Genomic DNA, 15,821 nt, shown 5'->3' with positions numbered 1-15,821 from the left:
AGAGGACGAGGTTGTATCCTTTGTCGGCGCCATAAACGGCATCCTCGACGCCACGCACCAGATCCGAAAAATAGGGGTTTGAAATATCTGATATCATCAGCCCGATTGTCCCGGTGTTACTGCGCCGCAGGCTGCGCGCAATCCCATCGACACGGTAACGCAGCCTCTCAATGGCGGCCAACACACGAGCGCTCGTCTCGGGCTTGACGTAGCGCGACTTGTTGATGACATGTGAGACGGTGGCGGTGGAAACGCCCGCGGCCTTTGCTATGTCCTGGATGGTCGTCAGTGACTGCCTCCATAGTGATGTTAGGACAATCCCATGAGCCGGACTAGCTCAACGGCACGCCGCAGGTTCGGGGCCTCCAGCGGCCGGTGAGCATTAGAGCATGATCCGCAAAAGTGGAAACCACTTTTGCGAAAAGATCATGCTCAAGCCATTGAACTTGCGCGAGTTCTTTTCGACCAGGTGATTCCACCTGGTCGGAACGCGCGCTAGTCAAATGCAAAGAAGACGTCCAGTTCGTCGATCCAAGAGGGAATGCAATCCCGGAGTTGCTGGCAAGCCTCCCGACTCGCGAACGTTCCAACCAGGCGGAAGCACCTGCTCGAAAGGAAATCGCGCACGTTCAACTGCTTGAGCATGATCTTATCGCAAAAATGGTTGCCACTTTCGCGGATTGTGCTCCAAAAAATTGAGGCCGGCGCAGTGCCTCCCCGAGACGATATTGATAAGCAGGCTCATGCTAAGGACCCGAAGGCGCGAGCGAGCCTGCAAAATTCTCTATCAGCCATTCCGTCAGCCGGCCGACATCGGGCAGTTGCCCGGGTTCCGCATCACTGCGAAACGCGATATAGCCGTCAGGACGCACAACATACAACGTGGGCCGCGGTGCGTTCCAGGCAAAGGCATCGCCTGCCGCCACAACAAGCCGCACACGACCATTGAGCCAGACCAGCGCCGCCAGGTCGAAGAGACGAATTTCAGCGGTTCTGAGCGACTTGCGATCGGGCACCGCCAGCACCACCGTCCAGTTAAAGCCGTCGTAAAGGCTGGCCCAGGTCCTCGAAGCACCTTCCCCGCTCGCGAAGTCCGCTGTCGGCGGTACGCGCATGCCCACCCGGAAGGCGCCGGTCTCAGCCTCGTCCCGCCACATGCGATCGCGCGTGTAACTGAGACCAACCTCTCCTACCGCGCGATCTGCCATCGCCATGAACTCAGGCAAGCGCAGTTCTGGACTCCTCAATGCCTCGACGTCACGGTCGGCCATCATCTGGTGCGTGCTGTCGCTCATTGCACTGATCAACACAAACATTTCCTGCCTGTCGACGTTGTAGCCATCGAGGATCGTAGCGTCCGCATTCAGGCGGAGATGCGCAGCCAGCCGCCAGGCAAGATTAATGCCGTCCTGGATGCCCCCATTCATTCCATAGCCACCAGCAGCCGACACCAGGTGTGCGGCGTCACCCGCCAGGAAGACCCTGCCAATGCGGAAATCCGGAACGCAGCAGTTGTGCATCTCAAAGTGACCGCTCCACGAAACACCCAGAACGCGTGAGGCAAGGTGCGGGTAAGCGCCGAACGACGCCTTGTAGACATCCATCACGTGGTTCGGATCCGCCGGACCGGGCCGAGCATCGGGATATTCATCGTCCTGCAGGATCGCGAAGAACATCAATCCCCCGTCCAGCGGGAGCTTGAAGGCAAAGCGCTCGGCTCCGAACAGGGCGTGCACCTCGGTAATGACCTCGGTGTGCTCGATCTCAAGTTCGCCACCGATCCAGCGCTCGGGGTAGTCCGTGCCAACCATTCTCGTACCACAGGCTTTTCGCACCGTGCTCCGGGCACCATCAGCCCCGATGAGGTAGCGGCAACGCAATGTCGAGAGGCCGTCCTCAGTTACGATGCTGGCCAAGACGCCCTCACTGTCCTGCACCAACCCCGTACATTTGGTAGAAGCCTGAACGCTCACCCCGCGGGCCAACAACTGCTCGGCGATGATCCACTCGGCGTGCCATTGCTGCAGATTCTGCTGCGCCGGATATTGCGAATCGATGGCGCGAAGTTGCCGGCGAAAAACCTCCTTGCCCTGCGCGTCGAAGAAACACACGTCCCGGATTGGCTGCGCATAGGCAGCTATCCGGTCTGCGACACCGAAGGGCGCCAACAGTTCCAATGTACGCGCATGGATCGCGCTGGCCCGGGGTGTGGCATGGCGCGCCGGCATATCATCGATGATGCGCACATCCACTCCCTGAGCGACCAGAGACAAGGCTGTCGCAAGACCAACAGGCCCGGCGCCAACGACGAGTACTTCACAATCAAACGCAGCTTTCATCATGGGAATTGACGTTAGACGTTGCTTAGGTGTCAGGCAACACGTGTAGTCCCTGCAATTTAACGGTCACGTCCATGCATTATTGATCTCAGCGGCATTCTCGGAGGACTGAGGTACATACTGCACTGAAGATGGCAGGAGGACTTGCGCGTTCAGCTCGCAGTCCTTCGCTTTTCAGGGCATTCACCCATACAGCATCAGCTGGGTGCAGCGCATGACGCTGCTGGCACTGGAGATCGTGGAGGACATATTGGCAGGCCGGCAACCCGAGGGACTGACGATGACATGGGCGATGCAGCCGTTTCCGGTGATGTTGAAAGACCAAAGGACATTGTTCACGTCAAGCTGCCGATAAACGGACTTCATTCAAGCCGGCCTCTTCGTAGAACGACCCCCTGCGTCTTGCGGCAATTGACTGCAGACTTAGTTCCTGCGCAGCTTTTCAAGCCCGCTTACGGCGACTGCCGCAATGATGATGCTGCCAACCAGAATATCGCGAACGTAGCTATCAATGCTCAATTGCGTAAGACCGTTGGAGAGTACGCCCAGGAAGAGGACACCTGCCAAGGTATTGAGAACGCGCGGTTCTCCATTCGCACTCATTGTCATGCCGAGGAATACCGCAGCAATCGCATCAAGCATCAGGCCGGACCCTTGCGTGGGGTTGGCCGATGCAACGCGGCTCATGTACATGAGACCTGCAACGGAGGCCGCAAGCCCCGAAAGCGCAAAGGCGATGAGGCGCGTGCGCTTTACGGCGATGCCCGCGAGCCGTGCGGCCTCAGAATTACCCCCCATGGCATAGAGATGGCGGCCGAACACCATTTTCTGCAAGAGAAACCATACCGCAAGGAACGTAACCGCCGCGACGACGGTAAGGTTCGGGATGGCGATTATCGCCTCGCCCTGTTTCCACACAGGAATGCCGCTGCGTGCAAATGCGCCAAAGCTGGCCGGAATATCACTACCAAAGATCGTCTTGCCCCCAGCCAGGAGGAACGCCAATCCGCTGAACACCGTCAAAGTGCCGAGGGTTGCCACGAACGGCAAAATGCCGAGATAGCTCACCAGGAAGCCATTCAGCGCACCCCCCAGAAAGCCAACCACAAGGGCTGCCACCAATGCGAGGCCCGCGGCATCAAACTCCTTGAACGTAACCGCCGCCACGATCCCGGCGAGGCTCGCCATGGAGCCAACACTCAAGTCATAATCGCCCATCGCCATGACGATGGTCATCGCGAAGGCGGTGACGGCCAGCATGCTGACCTGCTGGGTGATGTTAAACAGGTTCCGCGGGGTCCCGAACGTGCCGGGCAGCAGAACCCAGAATAACACCACCAGCAACGCAAAGCACGCAAGCGTGCCGTAGCTGCGAATGAACTGCACCACGCCTGAAGCCAGAATGCTTCTTCTTATTCCTTGACGTTTGCGGAAGTGATCAGCTTCGTGGGCACATAGATCACGCCCTGCTTGATCTGCTCACCACCGAGGTGGCGCTTCACCGCATCTGCCGTCATGAAGCCAATTCCCTTGAAGTCCTGCGCCATGGACGCCTCAAAACTGCCGCCCTGGGCGATCGCATCGCGTGCCTCGGGATTGGCGTCAATGCCGGTGACCACAATGCCTTCGCCGCCACGGCCTGCGGCCTCAATGGCTTGCAGCGCGCCGAGCGCCGGCTGGTCCCATGCAGCCCACACCGCACCGATTGAACCCTTCTCAGGGTTCGCGGCAAGAATGGCTTCCATCTTGGCGCGGCTGTCGGCGATGCCGCCGTCCTGCACATCAGGCGTCACACGGTCAATGACCTTGATGTCCGGGTTATTCGCGAAGATTGCATCGGCGATAACGCCGCGCTGCTGCACTGGCGGGAAGGCGTCGAACACAAACATCACCACGTTGCCCTTGCCGCCCAGCCGGTTCGCAACATACGCGGCGGTGTCCGCCGCCATCGCATAGCCATTGGACGTGACGTTCGTGACGAGAAGCGGCGTCGCCCCTGCATCCATTCCGAAAACCGGAACACCTGCAGCCTTTGCCGACTCGAGGCCAGCCTGCACCTGCGAGGGATCGACGTTGATGACAATCGCGGAGACCTTCTGGTTCGCAGCATCCTCGATGCGCCCCACGGCAGCGGCAACGTCACCCTTGGTGTCGACAACGTTTACCTCCCAGCCGAATTCTTTCGCCTTCTCCTGGAATGCCTCGACGTAGAACTGCGTTCCGGGCTGCGCGAGGTATGGCGTCACGATGGCGATCTTTTCGCCCGCAGCATTTGCGGCCAGGCTGCTTGCCCCCAACATCGCCACCGCCAAGCCAACCCCTAGAATTTCCCTGCGTTTCATCGCTGCTTCCCCTCGTTTTATTGCTGCATTGAAGTGGCGCGCAACGTAAGCACAGTCACCCGTGAGTGACAAGGAGGAGGCCATGCTGATCGGGATTGATGTGGGTACGACCGCGGTGAAGGCCGCGCTTTTCGACATGAAGGGAAATGTCATCCGCCGCTTCAGCGAGCGCTACCCCACCATGCGGCCAGCGCCCGGTCATGTCGAGCAGGACCCCCGAGACTGGAGACGTCTGGTCTACCGGGCACTTGCCGAACTGGCAGAAGGAATGCAGGTGAGTGCTGTGGGCATTTGCTCGCAAGTCAACACCCACGTTTTTGCCGATGAACACGGCGAAGCACTTCTACCTGCACTCACCTGGCAGGACACGCGCTGTGCGGCCGACGCCATGGCACTCGACGCGAAAGTCACCGCCGATGACAAGATCCGCTGGTGGGGTGCGCCGCTTCCGGTGGACGCCAGCCATATCCTCGCACGCATGGCCTTCCTCGCCCGCAGCGCGCCCGAATTATGGGCGCGCACCTGCTTCGTCATGGCCCCGAAGGATTACTGCATCTTCCACCTTACGGGTGAGGCCGTGGCAGATCCAATGACCAATTTCGGCATTCTCGACCAGAACCTGGAATTGATTGGCCCGTTGATGGACCTCATCCCCGGCGCTGCTTCACACATACCACGAATGAGTGGCTTCACCGCTCCAGCAGGCCGGATTCGCGCTGGTCTGCCCTGCGCAGGCGTTCCGGTCGTCACGGGCACCATGGATGCCTGGTCCGGTCTACTGGGCGCCGGGGTTTCGGAAGATGGAGAGGGAGTGTACCTCAGTGGTACGAGCGAAATCCTCGGCATCCTGTCGCATCAGAGGCATCCAGCTGAAGGTGTCATATCCTTTGCGGAGTGTGAGGGGATCGTGCTGCATGCGGGCCCCACGCAATCGGGAGGAGCCTCAGTGGAATGGCTGGCACGCCTGGTCGGCAGGAGTGTCACGGAGGTTTTCGACCTCGCCTGCAGGGCAGATCTCCGACACGTGCCACTATTCCTGCCCCATCTGGATGGCGAGCGGGCCCCACTGTGGGATGCGCATGCGCGGGGATCTTTCACCGGGCTAACCTCAGCCACTGGCGCCGCTGAATTCTCGCTCGCCGTTCTGGAGGGCGTGGCCTATTCGGCCCGGCTCGTTTTCGACAGGCTTGCGCAGTCAGCCTGCCGCGAGGCCGACGTGATTCACCATGCTGGCGGTGGCGCTGCCTCCGATCTCTGGTGCCAGATCCGTTCCGATGTTCTGGGAACCCGGCTACGCCGCACAACCATGCGCGACGCCGGCGTACTCGGCGCGGCACTGATGGCTGGTGTGGGCGTTGGCAGCTATTCCTCTCTTCAGGAGGCGACGCGGCACTTCGTCCAGTTTGACCATGAGTTTACGTCACGCCCGGAAACTCAGTCCCGCCACCAGGAACGCTATGAGGCGTACGGGCAGACATACGGCCAATTGCGCCCGGTCTACCGGGTCAGCGAATAGACACTGGAGGACCCACAAGCAACCTCGTGCCGCGTCGCAGAGATATCACCCAAGCCTGATTCGCTCTGCGATAACGCACCCGGCTGTCTCAGATGATCTGACGGATCAGAGGAACCATGGTTCAGAAACCATCACGCTGCATGACACTCAGTCGAGCGGAAGAACAACGCTGATGTCAGCTCCAATACGCTTCATCAGCTGACATCAATGAGTACCTTACCATCATCGACACGCACCGGATAGGTGCGAAGATTGATGCAGACGGGCGCGCCCTTGGCCTCGCCGGTACGGTAGTCGAAGCGGCCATTATGCTTCGGGCATTCGATGATGTTGTCCATGACCAGACCATCAGCGAGGTGGATTTTCTCATGGGTGCAAAGCCCATCCGTCGCATAGTACTGGCCGGCCGGCGACCGGTAGACTGCGAAGGTCCGGCTACCGTGATCAAATCGAATGACATCTTCCAAAGCAACGTCTTCGACGCTGCAAGCAGCTACCCAATTTGTCATGTCAGTTCGCTTTGTCCATCATGTCCGCAAAGGCAGCAAGCTCAGATTCTGGCATACGCACCAGGTGCCTTTCTTCCGGATAGTTGCCCAATCTCACATCGGCAATGAATTCGCTGAAGGCAGAGACGCGCTCTTGCTGGAGCCTGTCGAACTCGGCCGCAAAGTTGCGGTAGACCTTGGCATGGCGCGGCATGTGCCCGCGGTTGGTTCCAAGAATGTCTTCAGCGAAGAGATACTGCGCATCGCAGCCAGGGCCAGCCCCCATCGACCAGAGCAACAGCGGCAGCCGCTTGCTGATGACAGTTGCCACTTCGACAGGCACCACCTCGATCTCGACTGCAAAAGCCCCGGCGGCTTCGTAGGCCTTGCACTCTTCAAACAAGGCAAGAGCGGATTCAGCGGTCTTGCCCACGGCGCGAAATCCCCCCGTCCATGTGGCGCGCGAGGGCACAAGTCCGACATGGCCCACCACGGGAATGTGGTCCTCCGCCAGAAAGCGCACGGTCTCGAGGCCGCCGCTGCAATAGACGGCATCGCCACCCGCCTGAAGCATTTGCCCAGCAAACCGCCGGTATTCGTCACGCGATCCATACTCGAGATGGGTCATCCCCGTCATGGAGAACAGCCCTGGCGCCACCTCGCGGTAACGCGGGTGGGTGAGGAGTTCAGGCGGAAGTGACACGATGTCAATGCCGGCCTGCTCCGCGGCCTCCGCCTCCTCGATCGTGAAGATGCGAAGCATGGTCAGCTGACCCTGGCCCTTGCGGGCGCGGAGATCGGCGATGGTTGGTCTCTTCCGGGGCATTCGATCCTCCCTATTCCGCTGCGACGGGCGCGCCGCCAATACCAGTTTCCCGATACGGCCGGGCGGTCGGAGGTAATTCACGCTTCAGGAAATAGTCTTCATACTTGAGCTGGCGCAGCAACGCGGGCACCATTTCGCGATAACCCTCCCACATGGATCGGTTGGGTGCCGGCAGATCGTGCCTGATCAGCTCATGCAACCTGGGCAGCGCATGGAACGGAACCATGGGGAACATGTGGTGCTCCACATGATAGTTCATGTTCATGTAAAGAAACCGGCTGACTGGGTTCATGTAGACGGTGCGGCAGTTAAGGCGGTGGTCAAGCACATTGTCAGCGAGGCCACCGTGCTGCAGCAGGCCCACCAGTACGGCATGCCATGAGCCATAGAACCGCGGCAGGCCGATGATCATCAGCGGCAGCCATGATCCCATGTAGATGGCCGCCGCGATGGTCAGCGCATAGACCGCCATATGCAGCCGCCCGGCAAGGATCACCTTGGCCCATTCGGAGCTGGGGATATAGTCCTTCTCGTCATCCGAGAGGATGCCAAGCGCATTGCGCCCCAGGATCTTCAGCGACAGGTAGCCATCCACAATTCCGACGAAATTCAGCACCCACTTGGCCAGCGCCGGCGGGCGCATCAGCGCGATCTCAACGTCGCGGCCGACGATGATCGTATCGGTGTGATGGCGGGCGTGGCTCCAGCGCCAGGCCACCGGATTGCGCATGATCATGAAGCTGGCGATCTGGTAGACGGCGTTGTTCATCCATTGGGTCTTGAAAGCCGTGCCGTGCCCCATTTCATGCCAACGCGCATCGCTGGCTGACCCATAAAGCGTGCCATAGACGAAGAAGAACGGCACGCACCACCAGCTGCCCCAGAAATAGATGCCGCCCGCGAGCGAGGCAGCGAGCAGGAGAAACCACACCAGCGTATCGCGGATCGCGGGCCCATCGGAGCGCTGCATCAGCTCCTTCATCTTGGCGCGTGGAATCTCGGTGTGGTACCACTCGGCCGAAGCCAGGCCTTCCTCTATGGCAAGCTTGGTGCTCTCACCGTGGAGACTGTAGTCGCGTTTCATCATTCTCTTCCCTCTTTCTGCCGCGGCTGCGGAACAGGCGAACACCCTGTCACCACCCGCCATCGATACCCACATTCTGCCCCGTCATCATGTCGGATTCCGGGGAAACAAGGAACAGCACCAGGCCCGCCACATCTGCCGGCATGATGCGCTGCTTGAGGCACTGGTTCTCAAGCACCCAATCATTGTATTCGGCAATCCGATCGCCAAACACCCTCTGCTCTGCCTCGGAGACCACCGCACCCGGCGAGATCGCATTGACCCGGATGCCGGAGGCGCCGAGGTCACGCGCCAGGGATTTCGTCAGCCCCAGCATCGCGCCCTTGGACGCAACATAGGGCACATAACCCTGCCAGCGCCCGTTGAGCGTGAGTGAGCAGAAATTGACGATCTTGCCATAGCCCTTCGCCACCATGCCGGGGGTTACCGCCTGGCACAGCGCAAAGGCGGCGGTAGCATTCACCCGCATTTGCTGCTCGTAGTCGGCAACCGAGACGTCACTCACAGGCTTGTTCACGATGACGGCGGCATTGTTGATTAGAATGTCGATCCCCCCGGCGTCATGTGCTAGGCCAGAGATGAGAATTGCTGCGCCCTCCGTATCACCCAGATCCTGCGGGATGAAGCGGGCGGCGGGCGCCCCGGCCTTGCCGATTTCCTCCGCGAAGGCCAAGCCGCCGTCCATGCCGGGCCTGTCAAGCAGCAGGAGCGATGCCCCGTGCTCCGCGAGTTTGCGGGCCTGCGCCCGGCCGAGCGAGCCCAATGCCCCCGTCAGCAGCGCCGTCTTGCCTGAAAGCCCTTTGGTCGTCATCCCTGCCGCCACCTAGAGATAGCCATGGACCTCGTCGATCGAAGTCTTGCCCACGGGACTGTCGAACACGATCTCGCCGCGCGCCATGGCCACAACCCGGTCGCAGGACTGGAACACATGATGCATGTTGTGGCTGATGAAGATGCCAGTGATGCCCTGCTGCTTCAGCCCTTTCACGAAGCTGATCACCTTGTCCGTCTCCTTGACGGAGAGGTGGTTGGTCGGCTCATCGAGGATCAGCACCTTGGACTTGAAATGCATGGCCCGCGCGATGGCCACGCCCTGCCGCTGTCCGCCGGACAACTCACCCACCAATGCATCGGGCGAGCGCAGGTGCAGGTCCACGTCGGCTATGGCCGAGACGCTTTCACGCGCCATGCGCTTCTGGTCCATGATGCCGAAGCCGCCGAGCGAGAAGCGCAGCGGCTCGCGCCCGATGAACAGGTTGCGGGCAATCGACATGGTCGGGACCATGGAATTGTACTGATAGATAGTCTCGATGCCGAGGTTCATCGCGGCCTTAGGCGTTCGGATCTGAACGGGCTTGCCCTCCATCAGGATTTCGCCCTTGTCGGGCGTGTGGACACCCGACAGGATCTTGATCAGGGTGGACTTGCCAGCACCATTGTCGCCCACGAGGCCCAGAACCTCGCCCTGCTTCACGGTGAGATTTACATTCTTGAGGGCATGAACGCCCGAGTACCACTTGTCGAGGTTACGGCATTCGATAATGGGTGCCGTCATGTCAGACCTCGAGCTTGATGCGGCGCGCCGTGCGGCGCAGCCATGAGTTGGAGACGACCGCCAGGATCAGCAGCATGCCGATGGCGAACTTGAACCAGTTGGCATCGACGCGGGTCAGCACGAGGCCGTTATCGATGACACGGATGAGCGTCGCGCCAATGATCGCGCCCAGCACCGTGCCGATGCCGCCGGTGAGGGCTGTTCCCCCGATCACCGCGGCGGCTACAGCCTGAAGCTCGAGCCCTTCGCCAAGGGATGGAAGCGGCGAGCCCAGCCGCATAACCTGGATGAGGCCGGCGAAGCCCGCAAGAACAGAGCACAGCATGAAGCAGATCATCTTGGTCGCATTGACCGGAATGCCCATGTTCACCGCGGCATCAAGCTGCCCGCCGGTGGCCCTGATCCAGTTGCCAAAATTGGTGAGCGACATCATGGCCGCCAATGCAAGCGCGATCAGCACCAGCCAGACGAAGGACATGCGCACCACATTGCCCGGCCCCACGAAGCCGCTGAACAGCCAGGTCGGAATGTCGGTGGGCAGCAGCGGCGGGAAGCCGCCGGAAATCACCACGGTCAGAGAGCGCGCCACGAACAGCATGCCAAGCGTAGTGATGAAGCTGGGGATGGAGAAGCGAATGGTGATGAAGCCATTGGCGAAGCCGATGGCCGCGGCCAGCAGCAGGCCTAGGAACAATGCCACGGGGAAGGGAATGCCGCCATTCAGCATGATGGCGATAGCCATGGGGGTGAGCGCGAAAACGGAGCCGACCGACAGGTCGAACTCGCCGCAGATCATGAGGATGGTGACGCCCAGCGCCACCAGCGTCATCTCCGGCAGGATGCTGAGCATGCCCTGCAGGTTGGTGCTGTTGAGGAACACGCCGCCTGACTTCAGCTGGAAGAAGATGGTCAGCAGCACCAGCAGGGCGAGGCCCGCAAGCTCGGGCCGCTCCATGTAGATCTTCAGGAATTTCTTCATCGTTCTCCCCGGGGCGTGTGAACCGGCCGGGCCACGAAGCCCGGCCGGATATTTGCGTGGCGCGTCAGCGGACGCCCTGCTTCGAGAGCTCCATGATCGCATCGACCTGGTCCGGCGTCACGATGCCCTGGCCCGTGTCGATGTCGGCGGGCGACAGGCCCACCTTCTGCGACAGGTAGGCTTCCATCACCGGCATGAAGCCCTGCATGTAGGGCTGCTGGTCCACCTGCACCTGCACATAGCCGCTCTTCATCTCGTTCAGCACTTCGGGAACGAGGTCGAAGCCGCCGAGCAGCACCTTGCCGGGGGGAACGCCACGGTCACGCAGCACGCGTGCGACGGCGGCATGCCAGAAGCCGGTGTCGAAATAGGCGTTGATCGTCTCGTCAGAGGCGAGCTTGGCGCCCACGCGGTCACCCACGACCGCAAGGTCTGTGCCGGAATCGATACGCTCCCAGCTGATCTCGCGGCCCGGGTTGGCGGCCTTGTATTCCTCGAGGAACTTGATCACGCCGCCGCCGCGCTGCTCGGACCAGTTCTGGCCGGGCGCCGAAATGCCGACGAGGACCTTGATCGGCCCTTCCGCGGGGAAGTTGGCTGACTGCGCCTTGGCCAGCGAATGACCCGCCGCGATGAAGCCCTGGCCGATGAAGGCCTGGCGCTCGTTGCCGGCGGAGCCCTCGGTATCGTCCACATTGGTGGCGATCACCACGATGCCGGCCTTGCGCGCATCGGCGATGACCTGATCGAATGCCTTGTTGTCGACGATCGAGGTCACGAGCGCATAGGGCTTGGAGGCGATCGCCGCCTGCATGTTGGCCACCTGCTGCTCGATTGAGCCTTCCGTCTGGGTGAAGATCATCTGGCAGCTCGCCTGCACCTTCTCGCAGGCATCATCGAAGCCTTTCTTCACCGCCTGCCAGAAGGTGTTGGACGGCGATGAGTGCACGGTGAAGGCAATGCTCAGACCATCCGCCATGGCGGCGGAACTTCCTGCCAGAAGGCTTGCGGCCAGCAGAGCCGCACGCATCGATTTCCTGTTCATATCTTGTCTCCCATTGTTTCCCGCCACTGACGGACGGATGTTACTCAGGCTTCGGTTAATCGTCTCGTCGGCTTGTACCTCTTCTCGATCTCTGGATGGAGTTCGAGGCCAAGTCCTGGCCCCGCCGGCACGGTGATCATTCCATTGCGAACCGGCGGAACGTCTGTGACCACATCGCGATACCAGGTCTTGTAATAGGCGCGGACGGATTCCTGGATAAGCGCGTTGGGGGCATTGAGTGAAAGATGTGTCGATGCGGCAAGCACCACAGGGCCCGTGCAGTCATGCGGCGCCACGGGAAGCTTCCAGGCCTCCGCCATGGCCGCAATCTTGCGGGCCTCGGAAATGCCGCCGCACCAGGCGAGGTCGAGCATGATGACGCCCGCTGCCTGCGTTTCCAGCAGGTCGCGGAAGCGGAAGCGGCTGGCCAGCGTCTCGGAGGCGCAGACCGGTGCTTGGCTGTTCTCCGCATAGCGCTTGAGGTCCGCCAGCGTATCCATCTTGATCGGGTCTTCATGCCAGTAAGTGTCGAAGGGCGAGAGCGCACGCGCGATCCGGATGGCGGGCATCAGTTGCCACATGGAGTGAAACTCCACCATGATGTCCATCCGGTCGCCAACCGCCGCGCGAATCTTCTCGAAGGGGCGCAACGCGTGCTTCAACTCCTCAGCCGAAATGTCCCAGCCGTGGCTGCGCTCTGCGGCAATGTCGAAGGGCCATATCTTCATGGCGCTGATGCCCTCCGCCAGCAGCGACTGGGCCAGTTCGCCGGCGCGGTTGAGGAAGGCATCGAGGTCATCGAGGCCGAGCGAAGGATCATCCTTCCCGAGGCCCCAGTTGCGGGTGGACTGGTCCTCGTTCCGGCGCATGTAATGCGTGCCGGCACAGGTGTTGTAGGTGCGGATCTCCCGCCGCGTCCAGCCGCCAAGCAACTGCACGATGGGCTGTCCTGTCACCTTGCCGAACAAGTCCCACAGCGCGATGTCGATGGCGGAAGCCGCCCGGCTCTCAACTCCGGTGGATGCGAAACCGAGGTAGCCCGTGAGGTCGCGCGAGATGGCGTCGATTGCCAGCGCATCGCGCCCGATGATCTTCGGCGCCACGGCCTCGTGCAGATAGGTTTCGACTGCGGCGGGGTGCATGAAGGTCTCGCCCAGACCCTTTATGCCCTCGCTCGTATGCAGTTGCAGCCACAGCAGGTTGCCGAAGTCGGAAATGCGGATGGTTTCGAGCCCGGTGATCTTCAGCATGTCAGGTGATACCTGCTGCCAGGAGCGCCTTGACGGAATTGTCGAAGTGCTCGGCCATCAAAGCCTCGGCCTCACGCGCATTCTGCCGGCCTATGGCCTCGGCGATGCGGCGGTGGCAGAGCACATTGGCATGGCGCTCAGCGTCGGTTGGCCTGCTCGACCAGCCGATGTGCCAAGTCTTCTCGGTGATGACACGGAACGCACTGACGATGAGAGCGAAGAGCGGATTGCATGAGGCGCGCGCAATTGCCTCGTGAAAGGCGATGTCGCTTTCCTTCACCTTCTCCGGCGCATCGAAATCGCGTTCCATGCACTCTGTCAGGGCGAGGATCTCTCCTGCCTCCGCTGGGGTGCGCCGGAGCGCGGCGAGCGCAACAGTGCGCAGTTCAATGGCGCGGCGCACGTCATAAATCTGCTGGATGGAGACCTGGTCCGTCAGCACCGCGTGGTTGAGGATGATGGGCAGCACGGTGTCATCAATGCCGCCCACGCGGGCGCGCCGGCCGTTGCCAACCTCGATGACCCCCACGGTTGCAAGCGAACGGAAGGCCTCGCGCACCACCGCCCGCGAAACACCCATCTGCAGCGCGAAAGCCTGCTCGCTGGGGATGGGCTGGCCCCGGCGAAGACCCTCATCGCGAATATGCTGGTTGATGGCATGCATGGCGCGGGAGACAAGGCTCTCACCCGTCTCGGTTGCAGTTGAAGCTGCAAGCGCCCTCGCCATTGCCTTCCTATCTGATAGGTCTCAACAAAACAGTAAGACACATCAGCTCAACCAGTCTGTCAATAGGCGTTAGAGCGTTTTGACCAGCTCACGCGACCCTGACCGTCCGCTGGGGGCCCAGCGCATGGGCATTCTGGACAAGCGCCTTCATGTAGCCGAGCGCATAGGCCTTGCCGGCATGCCAGGAGGCCTCGCAGCTCATCTCGGGCGTATGGTCGGGTATCAGCACGCCATCGTAGCCCTCGTCCCGCAGGATTCGGACGATCTCCGCCATGTCGATGTCGCCATCGTCGACGAAGCTCTCGACGTAGCGCGGGACCTTGCCCTTCACGTTGCGGAAGTGGATATATCCGATGCGGCCGGAGCGCGCGAAGCGGCGCACATGGTCGTAGATGTCACCACCCGGCATCTCCTGCAGCGAGCCGAGGCAAAGCTCCAGACCATTGCGCGGCGACGGCACGAGGGACATCAGCCGGTCGTACTTCTCCGGCCGGTTCACCAACCGCGGCGTGCCGCGCAACAGGTCCACCGGCGGATCGTCCGGATGGGCCGCCAGCGTCACGCCGGCCTCTTCCGCCACTGGAATGACGTCGGCGAGGAAGCGCTGCAGCCGCTCCCACAAATCATCATCGCTCAGACTGACGGGCGCAATACCGGGCCTCTCCGGCCGGTAGCGCATGTTCCACACCATGCCGTCGGGAATGGGGGCCTCCGTCTCCGCCTCGCCAACACCATAGCCCACGGAATTGGCGCCGCCGCGCGCATAGGGTCCGCGCGTCCAGCCATAGACACCGGCAATCGAGAAGTTATAGCCGATGCAGGGAATGCCGGCGCGGCCCGCGTCGCGGATCAGCTGCTTCAGGCCCTCGATTTGCGCAGCGCGTTCCGGCCCATCGAGCAGCACGTCATACCAGAACTTCGGGGAGAAGTTCTCGAGCGCTGCCAGTTCCAGCCCCTCTGCCTTTAGCGCCGCAACGAGCGATGACAATTCATCATACGTCCAGAGCGTGTCACTTGAGCAATCACCCCAGCCCTGGCGCGGGTCGCCGCTGAAGATCTTGGGATCGCGGCCAGCAAAGTAGTTGGTGAGGTGAGCGACCACATGGCTGACACCTGCCTGTACGGCAAAACGGAAATTGTCGCGGTGGAGTTGCTCGCGGTAGAAACCAAGTCCGATCTTCATCATACGTCCCCTCACTTCACGCCAAGGCCGGCCGTCAGCCCGCCGTCAATCCGGAAGTCCGAACCTGTCACGAAGCCTGCCCGTGGCGAGGCCAGATAAGCAACCATTTCAGCAATTTCCTCGGGTTCTCCGATGCGGCCAATGGGGTGCGCCGCACCGAAGCGCTGGAACGCCTGTTCCTCGCTAACCCCCTCACCGCCGTAGGTGCGCGCCGCCAGCGACAGAAGGGGTGTCCGCACCGAGCCCGGAGACACCGAATTGACCCGGATTCCGGCTGAAGCATGGTCCAGTGCCATGGCGCGCGTCAGTGCGTGAATGGCACCCTTGCTCGCCACATAGGCCGCCACGTTCTGCTGGCAGTTATGCCCCTGCACCGAAGAAATGTTGACGATGGCCCCGCCCCCGCGTGCCGCCATGTGCGGAATGCCGTAATGAGCCGTGTTATAGATCGAGCCGACGTTCACCGCCATACAGCGCTCCCATGTGG

16 protein-coding genes and 1 pseudogene are annotated in these 15,821 nt (G+C 61.3%); 1 reads left to right on the top strand and 16 read right to left on the bottom strand.

The features are described 5' to 3' along the window. From ACILRA_RS09120 to ACILRA_RS09100, 5 genes and pseudogenes are all read right to left on the bottom strand, one after another. Positions 1–181, bottom strand: a pseudogene (locus ACILRA_RS09120) (LacI family transcriptional regulator); the annotation flags it as partial. 565 nt (positions 182–746) lie between these two features. Then, positions 747–2,342: an FAD-dependent oxidoreductase gene (locus tag ACILRA_RS09115; RefSeq protein ID WP_395661788.1), complete on the bottom strand. Its 1,596-nt coding sequence runs from the start codon at positions 2,340–2,342 to the stop codon at positions 747–749. A 180-nt stretch (positions 2,343–2,522) separates the two neighbouring features. After that, positions 2,523–2,705, bottom strand: a complete 183-nt coding sequence (locus tag ACILRA_RS09110; protein WP_395661787.1) for a hypothetical protein — start codon at positions 2,703–2,705, stop codon at positions 2,523–2,525. 57 nt (positions 2,706–2,762) lie between these two features. After that, positions 2,763–3,728 carry an ABC transporter permease gene (locus ACILRA_RS09105; protein ID WP_395661786.1) on the bottom strand — a complete coding sequence of 322 codons (966 nt, stop codon included), beginning with the start codon at positions 3,726–3,728 and terminating at the stop codon, positions 2,763–2,765. Between the two features lie 23 nt (positions 3,729–3,751). Then, positions 3,752–4,681 (bottom strand): substrate-binding domain-containing protein, encoded by a 930-nt coding sequence (locus ACILRA_RS09100; RefSeq protein ID WP_395661785.1) that lies wholly within the window; start codon positions 4,679–4,681, stop codon positions 3,752–3,754. Between the two features lie 61 nt (positions 4,682–4,742). Between ACILRA_RS09100 and ACILRA_RS09095 the strand changes: the two genes are divergently transcribed. After that, on the top strand, positions 4,743–6,197 hold the full coding sequence (locus tag ACILRA_RS09095; RefSeq protein WP_395661784.1) for an FGGY-family carbohydrate kinase: 1,455 nt from the start codon (positions 4,743–4,745) through the stop codon (positions 6,195–6,197). A 194-nt stretch (positions 6,198–6,391) separates the two neighbouring features. Here ACILRA_RS09095 and ACILRA_RS09090 read toward each other — a convergent pair whose 3' ends face one another. From ACILRA_RS09090 to ACILRA_RS09040, 11 genes are all read right to left on the bottom strand, one after another. Continuing rightward, a complete protein-coding gene (locus ACILRA_RS09090; RefSeq protein WP_395661783.1) occupies positions 6,392–6,706 on the bottom strand; it encodes a MocE family 2Fe-2S type ferredoxin in 315 nt (104 codons plus the stop codon). 1 nt (position 6,707) lies between these two features. Beyond that, the gene (locus tag ACILRA_RS09085; RefSeq protein WP_395661782.1) at positions 6,708–7,511 is read right to left on the bottom strand and encodes a 3-methyl-2-oxobutanoate hydroxymethyltransferase; all 804 of its coding nucleotides are present in this window, start codon (positions 7,509–7,511) and stop codon (positions 6,708–6,710) included. Between the two features lie 10 nt (positions 7,512–7,521). After that, the gene (locus tag ACILRA_RS09080; RefSeq protein ID WP_395661781.1) at positions 7,522–8,598 is read right to left on the bottom strand and encodes a fatty acid desaturase family protein; all 1,077 of its coding nucleotides are present in this window, start codon (positions 8,596–8,598) and stop codon (positions 7,522–7,524) included. Between the two features lie 46 nt (positions 8,599–8,644). Beyond that, the gene (locus ACILRA_RS09075) at positions 8,645–9,406 is read right to left on the bottom strand and encodes an SDR family oxidoreductase (RefSeq protein ID WP_395661780.1); all 762 of its coding nucleotides are present in this window, start codon (positions 9,404–9,406) and stop codon (positions 8,645–8,647) included. A 12-nt stretch (positions 9,407–9,418) separates the two neighbouring features. Further along, positions 9,419–10,150 (bottom strand): ATP-binding cassette domain-containing protein, encoded by a 732-nt coding sequence (locus ACILRA_RS09070; RefSeq protein ID WP_395661779.1) that lies wholly within the window; start codon positions 10,148–10,150, stop codon positions 9,419–9,421. Between the two features lies 1 nt (position 10,151). Beyond that, positions 10,152–11,129 (bottom strand): ABC transporter permease, encoded by a 978-nt coding sequence (locus tag ACILRA_RS09065; RefSeq protein ID WP_395661778.1) that lies wholly within the window; start codon positions 11,127–11,129, stop codon positions 10,152–10,154. Between the two features lie 64 nt (positions 11,130–11,193). Further along, positions 11,194–12,174, bottom strand: coding sequence for a sugar ABC transporter substrate-binding protein (locus tag ACILRA_RS09060; protein ID WP_395661777.1), 981 nt, complete (start codon positions 12,172–12,174; stop codon positions 11,194–11,196). Between the two features lie 44 nt (positions 12,175–12,218). After that, the gene (locus tag ACILRA_RS09055) at positions 12,219–13,421 is read right to left on the bottom strand and encodes a mandelate racemase/muconate lactonizing enzyme family protein (protein WP_395661789.1); all 1,203 of its coding nucleotides are present in this window, start codon (positions 13,419–13,421) and stop codon (positions 12,219–12,221) included. 4 nt (positions 13,422–13,425) lie between these two features. After that, complete coding sequence (locus ACILRA_RS09050; RefSeq protein WP_395661776.1) at positions 13,426–14,151, bottom strand: FadR/GntR family transcriptional regulator; 726 nt, start codon at positions 14,149–14,151, stop codon at positions 13,426–13,428. 88 nt (positions 14,152–14,239) lie between these two features. Next, complete coding sequence (locus ACILRA_RS09045) at positions 14,240–15,337, bottom strand: mannonate dehydratase (protein ID WP_395661775.1); 1,098 nt, start codon at positions 15,335–15,337, stop codon at positions 14,240–14,242. 8 nt (positions 15,338–15,345) lie between these two features. Then, the coding region (locus ACILRA_RS09040) for an SDR family NAD(P)-dependent oxidoreductase (RefSeq protein ID WP_395661774.1) at positions 15,346–15,821 on the bottom strand (476 nt) is incomplete at its 5' end.

It is taken from the genome of Aestuariivirga sp. (assembly GCF_044239095.1).
Lineage (GTDB): Bacteria > Pseudomonadota > Alphaproteobacteria > Rhizobiales > Aestuariivirgaceae > Aestuariivirga.
This window is presented reverse-complemented; position numbering and strand designations above follow the sequence as displayed.

Excerpts from the sequence above, each read along its gene's own strand:
- ACILRA_RS09115 (WP_395661788.1), bottom strand. The coding sequence starts at position 2,342 with ATGATGAAAGCTGCGTTTGATTGTGAAGTACTCGTCGTTGGCGCCGGG.
- ACILRA_RS09110 (WP_395661787.1), bottom strand. The coding sequence starts at position 2,705 with ATGAAGTCCGTTTATCGGCAGCTTGACGTGAACAATGTCCTTTGGTCT.
- ACILRA_RS09100 (WP_395661785.1), bottom strand. The coding sequence starts at position 4,681 with ATGAAACGCAGGGAAATTCTAGGGGTTGGCTTGGCGGTGGCGATGTTG.
- ACILRA_RS09090 (WP_395661783.1), bottom strand. The coding sequence starts at position 6,706 with ATGACAAATTGGGTAGCTGCTTGCAGCGTCGAAGACGTTGCTTTGGAA.
- ACILRA_RS09085 (WP_395661782.1), bottom strand. The coding sequence starts at position 7,511 with ATGCCCCGGAAGAGACCAACCATCGCCGATCTCCGCGCCCGCAAGGGC.
- ACILRA_RS09080 (WP_395661781.1), bottom strand. The coding sequence starts at position 8,598 with ATGATGAAACGCGACTACAGTCTCCACGGTGAGAGCACCAAGCTTGCC.
- ACILRA_RS09075 (WP_395661780.1), bottom strand. The coding sequence starts at position 9,406 with ATGACGACCAAAGGGCTTTCAGGCAAGACGGCGCTGCTGACGGGGGCA.
- ACILRA_RS09070 (WP_395661779.1), bottom strand. The coding sequence starts at position 10,150 with ATGACGGCACCCATTATCGAATGCCGTAACCTCGACAAGTGGTACTCG.
- ACILRA_RS09065 (WP_395661778.1), bottom strand. The coding sequence starts at position 11,129 with ATGAAGAAATTCCTGAAGATCTACATGGAGCGGCCCGAGCTTGCGGGC.
- ACILRA_RS09060 (WP_395661777.1), bottom strand. The coding sequence starts at position 12,174 with ATGAACAGGAAATCGATGCGTGCGGCTCTGCTGGCCGCAAGCCTTCTG.
- ACILRA_RS09050 (WP_395661776.1), bottom strand. The coding sequence starts at position 14,151 with ATGGCGAGGGCGCTTGCAGCTTCAACTGCAACCGAGACGGGTGAGAGC.
- ACILRA_RS09045 (WP_395661775.1), bottom strand. The coding sequence starts at position 15,337 with ATGATGAAGATCGGACTTGGTTTCTACCGCGAGCAACTCCACCGCGAC.